Origin of the sequence: Pseudarthrobacter sp. B4EP4b (assembly GCF_006680095.1) — a bacterium.
In the GTDB taxonomy this organism is placed as follows: domain Bacteria; phylum Actinomycetota; class Actinomycetes; order Actinomycetales; family Micrococcaceae; genus Arthrobacter.
Window position 1 is genome coordinate 126,704 of record NZ_VHIJ01000023.1, and the last position, 15,547, is coordinate 142,250.

Annotated in this window: 14 protein-coding genes; 4 read left to right on the forward strand and 10 right to left on the reverse strand. The window is 65.0% G+C overall.

Annotated elements, in window-relative coordinates; all coding sequences use genetic code 11:
* The first annotated feature begins 48 nt into the window (after positions 1-48).
* Entirely contained in the window at positions 49-1,590 is a 1,542-nt protein-coding gene (locus FNL14_RS08980) for a DUF349 domain-containing protein (RefSeq protein WP_142059347.1), read from the forward strand.
* A 103-nt stretch (positions 1,591-1,693) separates the two neighbouring features.
* Entirely contained in the window at positions 1,694-2,431 is a 738-nt protein-coding gene (locus FNL14_RS08985) for a type IV toxin-antitoxin system AbiEi family antitoxin (protein WP_181762576.1), read from the forward strand.
* On the opposite strand, the gene FNL14_RS08990 is transcribed toward FNL14_RS08985, so the two are convergent.
* The 9 genes from FNL14_RS08990 to pdxT all read right to left on the reverse strand — a co-directional run bounded on the left by FNL14_RS08990 (position 2,312) and on the right by pdxT (position 12,243).
* Positions 2,312-4,702 (reverse strand): bifunctional (p)ppGpp synthetase/guanosine-3',5'-bis(diphosphate) 3'-pyrophosphohydrolase, encoded by a 2,391-nt coding sequence (locus tag FNL14_RS08990; RefSeq protein WP_142059349.1) that lies wholly within the window; start codon positions 4,700-4,702, stop codon positions 2,312-2,314. The genes FNL14_RS08985 and FNL14_RS08990 overlap by 120 nt on opposite strands.
* A 131-nt stretch (positions 4,703-4,833) precedes the next feature.
* A complete protein-coding gene (gene secF, locus FNL14_RS08995; protein ID WP_091419839.1) occupies positions 4,834-5,850 on the reverse strand; it encodes a protein translocase subunit SecF in 1,017 nt (338 codons plus the stop codon).
* Complete coding sequence (gene secD, locus FNL14_RS09000) at positions 5,850-7,610, reverse strand: protein translocase subunit SecD (RefSeq protein ID WP_091419838.1); 1,761 nt, start codon at positions 7,608-7,610, stop codon at positions 5,850-5,852. Before secD ends, secF begins: the two co-directional genes overlap by 1 nt.
* Before the next feature lie 104 nt (positions 7,611-7,714).
* Positions 7,715-8,125, reverse strand: a complete 411-nt coding sequence (yajC, locus tag FNL14_RS09005) for a preprotein translocase subunit YajC (RefSeq protein WP_091419836.1) — start codon at positions 8,123-8,125, stop codon at positions 7,715-7,717.
* Positions 8,126-8,334: 209 nt separating this feature from the next.
* The gene (gene ruvB, locus FNL14_RS09010) at positions 8,335-9,426 is read right to left on the reverse strand and encodes a Holliday junction branch migration DNA helicase RuvB (protein ID WP_142059352.1); all 1,092 of its coding nucleotides are present in this window, start codon (positions 9,424-9,426) and stop codon (positions 8,335-8,337) included.
* Positions 9,419-10,063, reverse strand: coding sequence for a Holliday junction branch migration protein RuvA (gene ruvA / locus FNL14_RS09015; protein ID WP_142059354.1), 645 nt, complete (start codon positions 10,061-10,063; stop codon positions 9,419-9,421). Before ruvA ends, ruvB begins: the two co-directional genes overlap by 8 nt.
* A gap of 99 nt (positions 10,064-10,162) precedes the next feature.
* A complete protein-coding gene (gene ruvC, locus FNL14_RS09020) occupies positions 10,163-10,741 on the reverse strand; it encodes a crossover junction endodeoxyribonuclease RuvC (protein ID WP_091419831.1) in 579 nt (192 codons plus the stop codon).
* Positions 10,742-10,773: 32 nt separating this feature from the next.
* Positions 10,774-11,529, reverse strand: a complete 756-nt coding sequence (locus FNL14_RS09025) for a YebC/PmpR family DNA-binding transcriptional regulator (RefSeq protein WP_091419830.1) — start codon at positions 11,527-11,529, stop codon at positions 10,774-10,776.
* Between the two features lie 3 nt (positions 11,530-11,532).
* The gene (gene pdxT, locus FNL14_RS09030) at positions 11,533-12,243 is read right to left on the reverse strand and encodes a pyridoxal 5'-phosphate synthase glutaminase subunit PdxT (RefSeq protein ID WP_142059356.1); all 711 of its coding nucleotides are present in this window, start codon (positions 12,241-12,243) and stop codon (positions 11,533-11,535) included.
* 90 nt (positions 12,244-12,333) lie between these two features.
* Between pdxT and FNL14_RS09035 the strand changes: the two genes are divergently transcribed.
* Together FNL14_RS09035 and FNL14_RS09040 are read left to right on the forward strand one after the other, a co-directional pair.
* Positions 12,334-13,626 (forward strand): Mur ligase family protein, encoded by a 1,293-nt coding sequence (locus FNL14_RS09035; RefSeq protein WP_181762577.1) that lies wholly within the window; start codon positions 12,334-12,336, stop codon positions 13,624-13,626.
* On the forward strand, positions 13,623-14,375 hold the full coding sequence (locus tag FNL14_RS09040) for a type 1 glutamine amidotransferase (RefSeq protein WP_142059360.1): 753 nt from the start codon (positions 13,623-13,625) through the stop codon (positions 14,373-14,375). The genes FNL14_RS09035 and FNL14_RS09040 overlap by 4 nt, the downstream gene beginning before the upstream one ends.
* A 49-nt stretch (positions 14,376-14,424) precedes the next feature.
* Here FNL14_RS09040 and FNL14_RS09045 read toward each other — a convergent pair.
* A partial coding sequence (locus tag FNL14_RS09045; RefSeq protein WP_255470752.1) for a CapA family protein occupies positions 14,425-15,547 on the reverse strand: 1,123 nt, incomplete at its 5' end.

Genomic DNA, 15,547 nt, shown 5'->3' on the forward strand with positions numbered 1-15,547 from the left:
TGCGGTGCAGGACCTGAGTATTTTCCTCCAAGCGAAAGACTTTTAGCGGTGACAGACAGTCAGAAATCCGACGAAACAGCAACAGACCTGACCGGGACGGCGGCACCCGCCGCCGAGGAAGTTGCACCTGCAGCCAGCGATCCCGTAACGGAAGCTCCCGTGGAGAATGCCCCGGAAAGCGGCGCCAGTGAGGGCCCAGCCGAGGAAAGCAATGCCCCGGAAAGCACTTCCCCGGCACCGGCACCCCGCCCGGCACCTTCTCCGGCCGCCTTCGCGTCCCGCCCCAAGCCTGCCGCTGCACCTGCTGCAGCAGCGGTTCCCGCAGCGCCGGCAACGTCGCTGGCAGAAGCGTCGAAGTGGGGCCGCGTAGAGGGCGATGGACACGTCTTTTTGACCATCGACGGCGCGGAACACCCCGTGGGCCAGTACCCGGGGGTCAGTGACGACGAGGCGCTGGCGTACTTCGCGCGGAAATATGACGATGTGGTGGCCCAGATCGTGCTGCTCGAACAGCGCGTCAGCTCAAAGGCCCCCAGCACCGACATGCAAAAGACCGTCACGCACCTGCGTGAGCAGCTCGCCGAGCGCAACATGGTGGGAGACCTTAGGTCTGCCGAGGCACGGCTCGATGCGTTGTCCACGCAGATCGCTGAACTCGAAAAGGCGGAGAAGGCCGAGCATGACGCCGTCCGCGCCTCCGAGCTCGCTGCCCGCGAGGCCATCGTTGCCGAAGCCGAGGAAATCTCCGGCCAGGATCCCACCCAAACGCAGTGGAAGACCTCCAGCGCCCGGATGAACGAGCTGTTCGAGAGCTGGAAGACTGCCCAGAAGAGCGGAGTCCGCCTGGGCCGAAGCAACGAGGACGCCCTGTGGAAGCGGTTCCGTGCCGCCCGCACTGTTTTTGACCGTCACCGCCGCGCCTACTTCTCGCAGCTGGACAGTAACAACTCTGCTGCCAAGTCAGCCAAGGAAAAGCTGATCGCCGAGGCCGAAGCCTTGTCCACCTCCACCGACTGGGGATTCGCCGCCGGCGAGTACCGGCGCCTGATGGATCAGTGGAAGGCCTCCCCGCGGGCCAGCCGCAAGGACGACGACGCCCTCTGGGCCCGGTTCCGCGCCGCCCAGGATGCCTTCTTCACGGCGCGCCAGGCCGCAAATGATGAGATCGACCAGGAATATGCCTCCAACCTCACGGTCAAGGAAGCGCTCCTGACCGAAGCCAACGGCATTCTCCCGGTGAAGGACCTGACTGCTGCCAAGAAGGCCCTGCAGTCGATCCGGGACCGCTGGGAAGAGGCCGGCAAGGTCCCGCGCGCGGACATGGGACGCGTTGAGGCCGGGCTGCGGAAGGTGGAGGACGCAGTCCGCCACGCCGAGGAAGAACAGTGGCAGCGGTCCAACCCGGAGCGGAAGGCACGCACCAACAGCGCCCTGTCACAGCTGGAATCCGCCATCGCGGGGCTCCAGGAAGACCTCGCGACGGCCGAAAAGACCGGTGACCAGCGCAAGATCAAGGCAGCCCAGGAAGCCCTGGAAGCACGCCAGGCCTGGCTGGACCAGATCCAGCGGTCTGCCAGCGAATTGTCCTAGCCCTTTTCGCGCCGGCTGTTTGTCAATGCAGGCCCGGTTCCGGTTATCCACATAACCGGAACCGGGCCTGTGCCGGTTAACGCCATCGGGGCAGGATGGGTGGATGGCGACACCCACGGCACCTCCCGCCGCCGCCCACGGCGCGGATTCCTCCTCCAGCCCGGAACCACTGCCGCGCTTCCCCGAGCTTTATGCTCCGGGCATGCCGTTTGCCTTCCCGGAGCTTCAGGCGCTGGCCGCCGACGGCCTGCTGACCCGGTTCCATCAGCACGGTTACGCGCTGCCTGGAAGCACGGCCACCCCGCAACTCCGGGCACGGGCAGCCGCTGGAGCGGTTCCGGCAGCCGTGCGCCAACGGGTAGTGGCCGGGCGGATGACGGCGGCCTGGATCTATGGCTGCGCGGCCGAACCAGACCGGTTGGCACTGCTGGTTGATGCCAAGCGCCGTGTTTCGAGCCTGCGCAACACCCGGGGCTGCAGCCTGCACGAAGTGAAGCTCGGGCCGTTCGATGTTGTCAGCCTGGGCGGTTTGATGGTCTCCAGTCCGCTGCGCACTGCGCTTGACGTAGCCCTGCATGTAGAGGCGGAGCGGGCCATCCCCACCCTCGAAAGTTTGCTGGCGCGCCCGCAGAACGATGTGCGCCTGCGGTTGCTGATCCTGGCCATCGAGGCCAGCCCCCGGGTCCCCCACAAAAGGGCGGCACTGGAAAAGCTGGCGCAGCTAGTTCCGGCGCTTGTTCCCCGTGGTGCGGTAGACGTCGAAAACACCGTCAATCCGGCGGACAGCACTCAGGACGTGGTGCAGGTACTTGGGGTCACCCATCTCGAAGGCGAACTTTGAAATGGCAACGCGGTCGCTGGAGGTATGGACGCTGGCTGCCAGGATGTTGACGTGGTTCTCGGAGAGCACGCGTGTGACGTCGGAGAGCAGCGATTTGCGGTCCAGCGCCTCCACCTGGATCTCCACCAGGAACACACTGGACTGCGTGGGCGCCCAATCCACATCAACGATCCGGTCCGGCTGGTCCTTCAGGTCGGAGATGTTGGTGCAGTCCGTCCGGTGCACGGACACGCCCGAGCCTCTCGTCACAAACCCGAGGATCGGGTCCGGAGGAACAGGCGTACAGCAGCGGGCCAGCTTCACCCAGACGTCGCCCACGCCACGGACCACAACACCGGAGTCGGAGAACTTTGCCTTCGTAACCTGCGTGGGGATGCTGACTTCGGTGATGTCGTCGTCGGTACTTTCGTTCCCGCCAAGGCTCTCGACGAGCTTCTCCATGACCGCCTGGGCGGAGGTATGCCCGTCCCCCACTCCCGCGTACAACCCGGAGATGTCAACGTACTTGAAGTCCTCTGCCACTGCGGCCAGCGCCTCATGCGTCATCAGGCGCTGCAGGGGCAGGTTCTGTTTCCGCATGGCACGGGTCAGGAGTTCCTTGCCGCGGTCGATCGCCTCTTCACGGCGTTCCTTGCTGAACCACTGCCGGATCTTGTTGCGGGCCCGGGCGCTCTTGACGAAGTGCTGCCAGTCCTGGCTGGGCCCTGCTCCTTCAGCCTTGGAGGTGAAGATCTCCACCCAGTCGCCGTGGTTCAACTCGCTGTTGAGCGGAACGAGCTTTCCATTAACCCGGGCGCCGATGGTCCGGTGACCCACCTCGGTATGGACAGCGTAGGCGAAGTCCACAGGGGTGGATCCGGCCGGCAGGGCCATGACTTCGCCCTTGGGGGTGAAGACGAAAACTTCCCGCGCGTTGATCTCGAACCGCAGGGAATCGAGGAACTCCCCCGGGTCGGAGGTTTCCTGCTGCCAGTCCACCAGGGACCGCAGCCAGCCCATGTCGCCGTCGCGCGGGCTTCCGGGGCCGACCGCGGTACGGTTGGGCTGGTCCTTGTACTTCCAGTGCGCGGCGACACCGTACTCGGCGCGTCGGTGCATCTCATGCGTCCGGATCTGGATTTCCACCGGCTTGCCGCCAGGACCGATCACCGTGGTGTGCAGGGACTGGTACATGTTGAATTTGGGCATCGCGATGTAGTCCTTGAACCTGCCGGGCAGCGGGTTCCAGCGCGAGTGCATGGTGCCGAGGGCTGCGTAACAGTCCCGGACGGAGTCCACCAGGACACGGACACCCATGAGGTCATTGATGTCGTCGAAGTCCTTGTCGCGGACAATCATCTTCTGGTAAATCGAGTAGTAGTGCTTGGGCCGGCCGGTGATGGTTGCCTTGATCTTGGCCGTGCGGAGGTCTTCAGTAATCTGGTCCCGGATGACGCCCAGGCTCTTCTCGCGCTCCGGAGTCCGGTCCCCCACCATCCGGACGATCTCTTCGTACACCTTGGGGTAGAGCGCCGCGAAGGACAGGTCTTCCAGTTCCCATTTGATGGTGTTCATGCCCAGCCGGTGCGCCAGCGGGGCAAAGATTTCGAGGGTTTCGCGCGCTTTTCGTGCCGAAGATTCGGCTGAAACGAAGCGCCACGTGCGGGCGTTGTGGAGCCGGTCGGCGAGTTTGATCATCAGCACCCGGATGTCCTTGGCCATGGCCACAACCATCTTGCGGACTGTCTCGGACTGTGCCGCTTCGCCGAAGCTGACTTTGTCCAGCTTGGTCACACCGTCAACGAGCATCGCCACTTCCGGACCGAAGTCACGCTTCAGGTCAGCGAGTGTGTACGGCGTGTCCTCGACGGTGTCATGCAGCAGAGCCGCTGCCAGGGTGGTTCCACTGAGTCCCAGCTCGGCGAGGATGGTGGCCACAGCCACCGGGTGGGTGATGTAGGGGTCACCGCTCTTGCGTTTCTGCCCGCGATGGCTCCGTTCCGCGACGTCGAACGCGCGCTGGATGAGGTCAAAATCCTCTTTGGGATTGTTGGCCCGGACCGTCCTCAGCAGTGGTTCGAGGATGGGTGAATAGTTTGCGGCACTCCGGCCTGTCAGCCGGGCGAGCCGTGACCTGGTGCGTTCCCGGCGGCCGGGAAAAGTGGGGCGGGAACCGGAGTTGTCCACCGGGACCAACGAACCTGCGCGCGCGGAAGCAGCCTGGCCGGTCTGCACACCGGCCGGACCCTGATCTCCTTGTGCCGTCGGCAGCGACGCAGAACGTTCTTCCAATGAAGCACCCCTCATGACCGTTTAATTACCCCAGTCTATTCCTCACCCGAAGGAGTTTTATAACCGGCTCTTAAAACAGCCAGGGCCGGACGGCGTCAGGATTCTGACACCGTCCGGCCCCTGCGAAAAACCTAGGCCTGGGCGGGCTCCGCCGGAGCCGCGGAACGCTCAGCACTAGCACGGCGCTGCTCGACTCGCTTGGCCTGCCTGACGAGGTCCGGCTCGTTCTGCCGCAGCCAGGCATACATCGGAGCGGCAACGAAAATGGTGGCCGCAGTGCCGATCAGGATGCCAACGAACAGGGCAAGCGAGAGGTCGCGCAGCGTTCCCGCGCCCAGGAGTCCGGCACCGATGAACAAGATGGCGCCGACCGGAAGGATGGCCACCATCATGGTGTTGATCGAACGGACCAGGGTCTGGTTCACGGCCAGGTTGACTTCCTCCGCGAAAGTGCGCCGTGTTGATGCGTCAAGCTCAGCCGTATTCTCACGGATCTTGTCGAACACCACCACCGTGTCATAGAGCGAGTAGCTCAGGACGGTGAGGAACCCGATAATCGCTGACGGGGTCACTTCGAAGTCGCTGAGCGCGTACACTCCGGCTGTTACGAACATGGTCACCACCATGCCCGCAATGGCCGAGAGCGACATCTTCCAGGTGCGGAAGTACAACGCCATCAGCACCGCGGCAAGGAGCACAAAAATCACCAGGCCGAGCAGCGCCTGCTTGGTGACGTCAGCACCCCAGGTGGGTCCCACAAAGGTCGAGGTCACCTCGTTGTCCGTGACTCCGTAAGCCGTGGTCAGGCCCTCTTTGATGCGAAGGGTTTCATCGTCGGTGAGTTTGTCGGTCTGGATCCGCATGGTGGTCCCGGCCACATTGGCGACGCGTGGCACGCTGCCGGCCACCACACTGGTGACGGCCTCCTCGCCTACCGTGGCGTCCGTACTCTTGACGTTCGAGACCGTGAACTCGGATCCGCCCCGGAATTCAATACCGAGGTTGAAGCCGCCCTTGGCCACCGGGATGAGGATGGACAGGGCAACGGCCACGGCCGCGATGATGAACCAGATCTTCTTGGCCCCTACGAAGTTGTAGGAGCGCTTGCCGGTGTAGAGCTCATTACCGAAAGTCGCGAAGCTTGGCATTACTTGTTCTCCTTCGCAGCAGACTTCGAGGAGCCGGCCAGCTCCGCCTGCTTCTGCGCCAGTCGGCGCTCGGCAATGGTCATTCGGCGTTCGGCCTCGGCCGTGGCGCCTGCATTCTTGGCTCTGACTGCAACGGCGGGCCGGTCTTCGGGTGTGCGGAGGCGGCCCGCGCCGCGGTACAGCGGAACTGCGCCGAGGCGCTTGGGGTCGAGGCCGGAGAACCTGTGTCCTTCACCGAAGAACCGGGTGCGGGCCAGCAGTTGCAGCGTCGGGTGGGTGAACATAAACACCACGATGAGGTCAGCGATCGCGGTCAAGCCCAAGGTGAAGGCGAAGCCGCGCACGTTGCCGACGGCCACGAAGTACAGGACCAGTGCCGCCAGCAGGTTGACAGCCTTCGAGGCCAGGACGGTCCGCTTGGCACGCTTCCAGCCGTTTTCGACGGCGGACACCAGCCCGCGCCCTTCACGGAGCTCATCGCGGATGCGTTCGAAGTAGACGATGAACGAGTCCGCAGTCTGGCCGATGGCAACGATGATGCCCGCTACGCCTGCCAGGGACAGCCGGTAGTTTTCCGTCCAGCCCAGGATGGCGATAGCCAGGTAGGTCAGGATGCCGGCGACCACCAGCGAGGCGATGGTCACGAAACCAAGGGCCCGGTACTGGAACAGCGAGTAGACCACCACCAGGAGCAGGCCGATCAGGCCCGCGAGGAGGCCCATGCGCAGCTGTTCACCACCGAGGGTGGCGGAAATCTGCTGCTCGCTTTGAATCTCGAAGCTGATGGGGAGGGCACCGAACCGGAGCTGGTCCGAGAGCGCCTTGGCCGTCTGTTCGGTGAAGCCGCCAGTGATCTGGGGGCGGCCGTCGGTGATGACGGCAAGCGAACGGGGAGCGGAAATGACCTGGTCATCGAGCACGATGGCAAACTGCGCCTTGGGGTCGTTGCCCGATTGCCCGCCGGCAGCCACGTAGAACTGGTTCAGGCGTTCGGTGACCTCTTTGAACTTACTGGTGCCTTCGCCGTCGAACTGGATGTTGACTGCCCATTCGTTCGTAACGGCACCCTGCGCACCCTGCTGGAGCTGGAAGGAGGAGGTGACGATGTTGCTGCCCTTGACCTCTACCGGACCCAGGATGTACTTGATCGCGGGGTTGTTCCCGGATGCAGGCTCACAGGTGACCAGCGGCTTGGCCGGGTCTGAGCGTTCCTGCTTGTCCTGGGAGGGGTTGTCGCAGTCGAGGGCTTCGAACTGGCGGTAGATTTCCGGCGTGATCCAGTTCGTGTCGCTGCTGTTGGCGGGTTCCGCCGTCGGCTTCGGCAGCTGGTCTTCCGGTGCCCGCGACTCCTCCGGGACGGCCGCGCCTGCCCCGTTAAGCAGGACGGGACGGAAGTTCATGTCCGCGGAGGCCTGGATGAGGTCGCGCGTCTGGCTTGAAGGGGTGCCCGGAAGGCTGACCACAACATTGCGCCCGGACTGGGTGCTGATCTCGGCTTCGGCAACACCGGAGCCGTCCACGCGCTGGCGGATGATCGCCACAGCCTGGTTGAGCTGTTCTTCGTTGATGTCCGAACCGCCCTCAACCTTGGGCGCCAGGATCATCTGGGTGCCGCCTTCGAGGTCCAGGGCCAGCTTGGGCGCCCAGCTTGCCTTCCCGGCCAGGGTGCCGCCCGCCAGGACAGCAGTCAGCGCGACGATGATGACGCCGAGCCAGACCAGGACCCTGAGGCCTGGTTTCTTAGGGCCAGTTCGTGCCATTGTTGATCTTTCTCTTATTCACGTCAGGAACCGCCGGTGCCTGGTTTTACCGGCACTGGCGGTATTCCGCAGCCGTAGAGGTGTTGAAAAGCGCTAACAGGGGACTAGTTGTCCTTCTTGCCCTCGTCATTGAGGCGCTTCAGGGTCTCGTCGGGAGTCTCGGCCGGCTGGGCCGGGGTTCCCGTTTCCGCTGCGGGGATTTCCTGCCCTGTGATGGAGGAGGCATCATCCGGGACGGCCGGCGCGGCGGCCTCGGGCACAGCAGCGGGCTCAACAATCTTGGTGACGGCCTGGCGGTGTACGGTGGCGAGATTGCCGGGGGAAAGTTCAAGGGTGACCTTGTTCTCGGCTTCGTCGATGTCCACGATCCGGCCGTAGAGGCCGAAGCTGGTCATCACGTCGACGCCCGGGCCGAACTTCGACTGGAGTTCCGCCTGCTGCTGCTGCGTCTTCTTGTTGCGGCGGAACATCATGAAGATGAACACGCCGAGCATGACGAACAGGAGAATTGACATTGGATCCAAGGGGAATTCCGTCCTTTTATTTGCCTAGCTGATTTTCCAGCAACATCGGCTTCGCTCCGGCCGGGGCAGAACAGTCAGGCAGGCAGAGGCCTGACGGGTTCCTTCCCCAGCGACGCAGGCAGCGTGTGCAGCCCGCGAAACAAAGACCCGAACGTGCCGAGCGTCATACCAGTCTAAAGGGAAAAGCTGAAGGGAGCCTGCTACCGGCTTTGCGGGGCCCAGTTGTCGGTGCCGTCGGACTCATCTTGCGCAGCCGTATCGAAAAGGTCCAGCGGCTCCTGCCCGAAAACGCCGGACGGGATGGCATAGCCGAGGTGGGTCCAGGCGGGGGCCATGGCGATCCTTCCCCGCGGCGTACGGCCCAGCAGCCCCTCGCGCACCAGGAAGGGCTCGGCCACCGTCTCGACGGTCTCAGTTTCTTCGCCGACGGCGATGGCCAGGGTGGACAGGCCCACCGGGCCGCCGCCGAACTTGGTAATCAGCGCTTCCAGGACCGACCGGTCCAGCCGGTCGAGCCCCTTCTTATCCACTTCATACATATCCAGGGCCGCGGAGGCTGCCCGTGCATCAATCTGTTCGATGCCGTGCACCAGAGCCCAGTCACGGACCCGGCGCAGCAGCCTGTTGGCGATACGCGGCGTGCCGCGGGAGCGGCCGGCGATCTCGCTGAATCCGGCAGAGTTGACCTTCAGGTCCAACAGCCCGGCGGAACGCCGCAGGACAAGCTCAAGCTCGGCAACGGAATAGAACTCCAGATGCCCGGTGAAGCCGAACCGGTCACGCAGCGGCCCCGGCAGGAGGCCCGCACGGGTGGTGGCACCGACGAGGGTGAACGGCGGCAGTTCGAGCGGAATGGCAGTGGCACCGGCACCCTTGCCCACCACGATGTCCACCCGGAAGTCCTCCATGGCCATGTAGAGCATTTCTTCGGCCGGCCGGGACATCCGGTGGATTTCATCCAGGAACAGGACCTCACCCTCGGAAAGGGAGGACAGGATGGCGGCCAGGTCTCCGGCGTGCTGGATGGCGGGGCCGCTGCTGATCCGCAGAGGCGCGTTCATCTCCGAAGCCACAATCATGGCCAGTGTGGTTTTTCCGAGCCCGGGCGGGCCCGAAAAAAGCACGTGGTCCGCACTCCGGCCGCGCATGCGTGAGGCCTGCAGCACCAGCGACAACTGTTTCCGCACCCGGTGCTGGCCCACAAAGTCATCGAGGTTCTTGGGCCGGAGGGCGGCCTCGATGGCCCGCTCCTCCGGCTCCTCCCCCGCGGCCACCAGTGACGGTTCAGCCACGGCTGGCTACGCGGTTGCCGGCACGCGCCCCGTCCTGGCCGAGCCAGCGGAGCGTGGTCCGCAGGATTTCCGGCACGTTGCCGCGGAAGGACACCTCGGGATCGTCCGCCAGCGCCTTGTCGATGCTGGCGGAGGCATCCTTTTCGGACCAGCCAAGGCTTGTCAGCGCAGCAACCACCTGGGGTTTCCAGGCGGCCTCCGCAGCGGTAGGCGCACCCGCTGAAGCGGCAGTGCCGTGCGGCACCAGCTTTCCGGCGAGCTCCAAAACGATCCTGCCGGCCACCTTGGGACCGATGCCTGGCACTTTGGTGAAGGTTTTGCTGTCGCCGGTGTGTGCCGCCACCCGGATGGCCTCCGGATCATGGACCGCAAGGACTGCCAGCGCCAGCCGGGGGCCCACCCCGCTGACACTGAGCAGGATGTCGAAAACTTCCCGCTCGTCGTCGGACGCGAAGCCAAAAAGCGTGAGCGAGTCCTCACGCACGATGAGGGAGGTGAACAGCTGGCCCTCCTCCCCCGTGCGGAGCTTACTGAGGGTCTGCGGCGTGGCGTTAACGCTCATGCCCGCACCGTTGAGATCGATCACGGCCGTGGACAGGCCTACGTGCGCTACGGTTCCGCGAAGGAAACTGATCAAGGCCGGGCTCCTGGTGTACCGCCGTGCCGCCATCTGGAAAGAAGGCGGGCCCGGCTATCCGAACATATCTACGAATACCCTAGCAAGGAGCCAGGACAATCAGCGGGCACGCCGCACTTTCGCCTCGGCCTCGGCCCATGCGCGTTGGGCCGGAGTCAGCGAAGAACTGCCGGGGCCGGTAGTGGCAATTGCCGCGCCGCTGCCGGCACGCCACGCATGGGTGATGGCCAGGGCCAGGGCGTCTGCTGCGTCAGCCGGCCGGGGCGGGGCATCGAGCCGGAGGATCTTGGTGACGAGCTTGGTCACCGCGTCCTTGTTGGAGGAGCCGCTGCCGGTCACGGCCGCTTTTACTTCCGACGGCGTATGCAGCGCCACCGGGATTCCGCGGCGCGCGGCGGCGGCGATCACCACGCCGGACGCCTGGGCCACGCCCATCACCGTGCTGACGTTGAGCTGGGAAAAGACGCGTTCGACGGCGAGCACCTGGGGCTCGTAGCGGTCCAGCCATTCGTCGATGGCCAGGGCGATCACCAGGAGGCGCTGGTCCAGCGTCTCCTCGGGCGAGGTGCCCACCACGCCCACGGCCACCATGGTGGCCCGCCTGTTCCGCTCAACGTCCACCACGCCGATGCCGCAGCGGGTCAGTCCCGGGTCGACGCCGAGTACGCGCAGCGTCACGGGCGCGGGGGTTCAGCAGGCACCGCGGGACGTCACTCTGATTCCAGGGCAGCCTGGACTTCGTCGCTGAGGTCGGCGTTGCTGTAAACGTTCTGGACGTCGTCGAGGTCCTCGAGTGCATCGGCAAGCTTGAGGAACTTGCGGGCACCGTCGACGTCGAGCTCCACCTGCATGGAGGGGACGAACTCCACTTCGTCGGTGTCGTACTCGATGCCGGCTTCCTTGAGGGCGTCGCGGATGGCCTGCAGGTCGCCGGGCTCGGAGTGGATCTCGAACGTCTCGCCGTTGTCCTTGACTTCCTCGGCGCCGGCGTCCAGCACTGCCATCAGGACGTCATCCTCGCTGAGGCCGTTCTTCGGCAGCGTAACAACACCCTTGCGGGCGAAGAGGTAGCTCACGGAACCGGGGTCAGCGATGGTGCCGCCGTTACGAGAAATGGCCAGGCGCACCTCGGAAGCAGCACGGTTCTTGTTGTCCGTAAGGCACTCGACCAGCAGTGCGGAGCCCTGCGGGCCGCGGGCTTCGTACATGATTTCGGTGTAGTCCACCACTTCACCGGTGAGGCCGGCGCCGCGCTTGATGGCACGGTCGATGTTGTCGTTGGGAACCGAGGTCTTCTTCGCCTTGGTCACGGCCAGTTCCAGGCCGGGGTTGCCGGCGAGGTCCGGGCCGCCCATGCGTGCGGCAACTTCGATGTTCTTGATCAGCTTGGCGAACGACTTTGCGCGGCGGCTGTCAATGATCGCCTTCTTGTGCTTGGTCGTCGCCCATTTGGAGTGGCCTGACATGCTTTACGCTTCTCCTCTGATCATGCGGATAAAAAGTTCGTGTACGCGTTTCTCCCCCGTCACTTCCGGGTGGAAGGAGGTGGCCAGCAGCCGGCCTGAACGCACTGCAACAATTCTAGCCGTCCCGGGCAGCGGGACCGCGTGGGACGCGTGTTCAGGATCAGCTGGCTCCACCTGCGCCAGGATTTCGACGTCCGGTCCCACACGCTCCACCCACGGTCCGCGGATAAAGACGGCGTGGACGGGCGGAACCCCGGATTCCGTGGCGCTGAAGTCCAGCCCTTTGAAATCAAGGTCCGTCTCGAATGACTCGCGCTGCCGGCCGAACGCGTTGCGGCGCACCGTGATGTCCAGTCCGCCGAACGTCTGCTGCGGTGCTCCGGAGAGGTCGGTGGCCGGATCGGCGATGTCAGAGGCCAGCAGGATCATCCCGGCGCAGGACCCGTACACCGGCAGGCCGTCGGCGATGCGTTCCTTGAGCGGCCCGGCCAGGTCGAAGGCGCGGGCAAGCTTATCGATGGCGGTGGATTCGCCCCCTGGAATAACCAGGCCGTCCAGGCCGTCCAGTTCCTTGGGGCGGCGGATTCCCACCGCCTCCGCGCCGGTCGCTTCGATGGCCCGGAGGTGTTCGCGGAAGTCACCTTGGAGCGCCAGCACGCCGATCCTCAGACCGGATCCAACGCGTGCGGAAGCCGCTGAAAGGGAATTTGTCATCCATCCAGCATACGGCGCAGTCGCTTTCACACAGTCCGCAAGGCCGTCCCCAGCGGCAGCTGTATGCCGTTGCTGGGATATATTCGAACTATGTTCTCCTTCAGTGTTCCGCTCGGCAAGCTGGTCCGTCGCGCCTCCCGGCTCCGGGGTGGCGGGTCTGCCTTTCCGGGGCTGGTGGTCGAAAAAATCGATCCCGGCTTTATGCGGCGGACACTCACCACCCTCCCCCACGGCGTCGCCGTCGTCAGCGGCACCAACGGCAAAACCACCACCACCAAGATGGTGGTGGAACTGCTGGAAAGCCAGGACCTGAAGGTTTTCACCAACCGCACCGGCAGCAACTTCACCCGCGGCGTGGCTGCGGCCCTGCTCGGCGAAGTGGACTGGCGCGGCCGGCTCGACGCCGACGTCGCGGTCCTGGAACTGGACGAGGCCCACGCCGTTCATTTCGTCAACAGCGTGCCCCCGCGCTACTGCCTCCTCCTGAACGTCCTGCGCGACCAGCTGGACCGGTTCGGCGAGATCGACAAAACAGCCCAGCTGCTCCAGCACATCGCCGCGAAAACCACGGGCACAGTGGTACTGAACCGCGAGGATCCCCGCGTTGCCCGGATCGCCGCAACGCTGACGGGGCAGGAGGTCAAGTACTTCGGCCTCGATGACTCCCTGCTGGGAACCTTCCCCAACGACGACGACATGCGGGCCGCTCCCGGAAGTCCCGCCCCGGCGGTCCTGCCGGAGAAGCCCGCAGCCGACGTCGTACTCCGCAAGGTAGGCGCGGACAGTGCTGAGTTTGAGTACGACGGCGGCACTGTCACCACGGGCATGAAACTGCGCGGGGTGTACAACATCTTTAATGCCGCGGCGGCACTGACGCTTGCGCGCAGTATTTGCGGCGGCGGCGCAGCCACCGCGAACCATGCCACCTTGCTGGAGGCCCTGTCCAAGGTGGAGCCGGCGTTTGGCCGGGGTGAGAGCCTTACCGTGGACGGGCAGCCGCTGGACCTCGTCCTGGTGAAGAACCCGAGCGGCTTCCGGCTGGGGCTGAAGTCCTTTCCCGCCGGCGGCTACGCCACGATGATCGCCATCAATGACAACTACGCCGACGGCCGGGACATGTCCTGGCTGTGGGATGTGGAATTCGATTCCCTGCGCGCGGGCGGAGTGGACCAGGTGACCGGGTCCCGCGCCTACGACATGGCCCTGCGCCTGCAGTACGACGACGTCCGGATCGGCGCTGTGGACACCGAGATCGCCCCCGCCCTCGCGGCCTTCATCAGGGAGGCCCAAGGCAAGCCCAAGCGCGTTTTCTGCACCTACACCGCCATGCTGGCGATCCGCCGCGAGCTGTCCAAAATCACCACCGTGGAGGTTGTCTCATGAGCCAGGCAGGCGTGGATCCCGTCAACGGTAGCAAGGGCACCATCCGGGTGGTGCAGCTGTATCCGCGGGACATGAACATCTACGGCGACTGGGGTAACGCCCTGGTCATGCAGCAGCGGCTCCGCTGGCACGGCTACACCCCGGAACTGCTTGAGTACAACGTGGGCGATCCCTTCCCGGACGCAGTGGATATCATCGTGGGCGGCGGCGGCCAGGACAGCGGTCAGCTGGTCATCCAGGACGACCTGCAGGCCCGCGCGGCAACACTGAAGGACCTCGCTGAGGACGGCGCCCCGATGCTGGTCATCTGCGGGCTGTACCAGCTTTTCGGACACTTCTTCAAGACGCGCACCGGAGCTGTCATCCCCGGCATCGGTGTCCTGGACGTGGAAACCCATGGCACGGACGAGCGCCTGATCGGGAATGTCAAGGTGTCCACGCCCGAGTTCGGCGAAGTCCTGGGTTACGAGAACCACAGCGGCCAGACCAGGCTCGGCAGCGGGGTGCGGCCCCTCGGCTCCGTTGCCAGGGGCACCGGGAACAACAGCAGCGACGGCCATGAGGGCGCCCGGTACCGCAATGTGGTGGCGAGTTACCTGCACGGATCGCTGTTGCCGAAGAACCCCGCGATTGCCGATTTCCTGATCCGGACGGCTGCCGAGCGGAAATTCGGGACGTTCGAGCCGGGCCAGCCCGATGACCGCTTCGCCGAGCTGGCCAGGGAGCACGCGGCGCGCCGCCCGCGCTGATTCCGTTTTTGTTTCAACAGCCGACGCCGGCACTTTCGTTGGCGCCGGCTTAGGGCTCGCGGGTGATCAGGAGTTCGTGGGCGCCCGCCGCTGCGGCTCCACGGGATTCCACCACGCTGGTGGTCCGCTGCCTGGTGGCGGCGTCCGCTTCCGGGCCGGCGCAGGGCCCCTGCGGAGCGTCGGCCGCTACCGGGCACCAGCGGTAGGGGTCTCGGACCATTACCGATGGAGCCCACGCCATATCGGTGGCTGACCACTTCCCGGCGGCGTCCTGGCCAAACTGCACCCTGACGAGCAGGCCCTCATTGTTGACCACGTACCACGGTGACAGTTCGGTGATGCCGTTGCCGAGGCCGTACACAATCCAGGTGCCCTTGTAGTTTTCGATGGGCAGCACCGAGTGGGTGTGGTGTCCGTAGACCAGGTTGAACTGCCCGCTGTCCACCAGCGCATGGGCGACCTCCTGCTGCTGGGCGTTCGGTTCGCTGGCATACTCCTCCCCGGCATGCATCGCTCCCAGGACGATGTCGGCCCCGAGTTCCCGCGCCTTCACGGCCTTGGCAATCATGGCCGGGGCGTCCAGCATGTCCACCTGCCACGGGTAGTCCGGGACCAGCCCGTTGAGCCCGTAGGCGGCCTCGATGACCGCGACCTTCGCAGCCGGCGTCTGCATGATGAGGATCCCCTGGGACTCATTTTCGGTCCGGTAGGAACCAGTGTGTTTAAGGCCGGCGGCATCGAGGGCATCAAGGGTGCGCAGCAGTCCGTCCGTGCCACGGTCGATGGTGTGGTTGCTGGCTGTGGTGCATGCCTGGTACCCCACATTCTTGGATGCTGTGATGATCTGCGGCGGGACGTTGAAGGACGGGTACGCCGAGAACGGGCCTTCCGGACCGGCCACGGGTGTTTCCTGGTGGCAGATGGCAAGGTCGCTGCCGTTGATGTACCGGCGTTGCCCTTCCAGCAGCGGCCCGAAATCGTAGCCGGGCTTCCCCGCTGCGGCCGCATCCTGCTGCGCCTGCTGCCAGAGCTGGGTGTGGACCAGCATGTCGCCGGTGACCAGGACCGATGTGCACCGCAGCACCGGGCAGGCCGGGCCCTTGCCAGGGGTGGGAGCAGGCGTCGGGGTGGGGCTGGGGACCGGAGTTGAGGCTGGTGTCCCCGAACCGGCT

What these genes read in the sequence shown, in the direction of transcription:
- FNL14_RS08985 (WP_181762576.1), top strand. Translation starts at nt 1,694, where the DNA reads ATGGCGACACCCACGGCACCTCCCGCCGCCGCCCACGGCGCGGATTCC.
- secF (WP_091419839.1), bottom strand. Translation starts at nt 5,850, where the DNA reads ATGCCAAGCTTCGCGACTTTCGGTAATGAGCTCTACACCGGCAAGCGC.
- secD (WP_091419838.1), bottom strand. Translation starts at nt 7,610, where the DNA reads ATGGCACGAACTGGCCCTAAGAAACCAGGCCTCAGGGTCCTGGTCTGG.
- yajC (WP_091419836.1), bottom strand. Translation starts at nt 8,125, where the DNA reads ATGTCAATTCTCCTGTTCGTCATGCTCGGCGTGTTCATCTTCATGATG.
- FNL14_RS09025 (WP_091419830.1), bottom strand. Translation starts at nt 11,529, where the DNA reads ATGTCAGGCCACTCCAAATGGGCGACGACCAAGCACAAGAAGGCGATC.
- pdxT (WP_142059356.1), bottom strand. Translation starts at nt 12,243, where the DNA reads ATGACAAATTCCCTTTCAGCGGCTTCCGCACGCGTTGGATCCGGTCTG.
- FNL14_RS09035 (WP_181762577.1), top strand. Translation starts at nt 12,334, where the DNA reads ATGTTCTCCTTCAGTGTTCCGCTCGGCAAGCTGGTCCGTCGCGCCTCC.
- FNL14_RS09040 (WP_142059360.1), top strand. Translation starts at nt 13,623, where the DNA reads ATGAGCCAGGCAGGCGTGGATCCCGTCAACGGTAGCAAGGGCACCATC.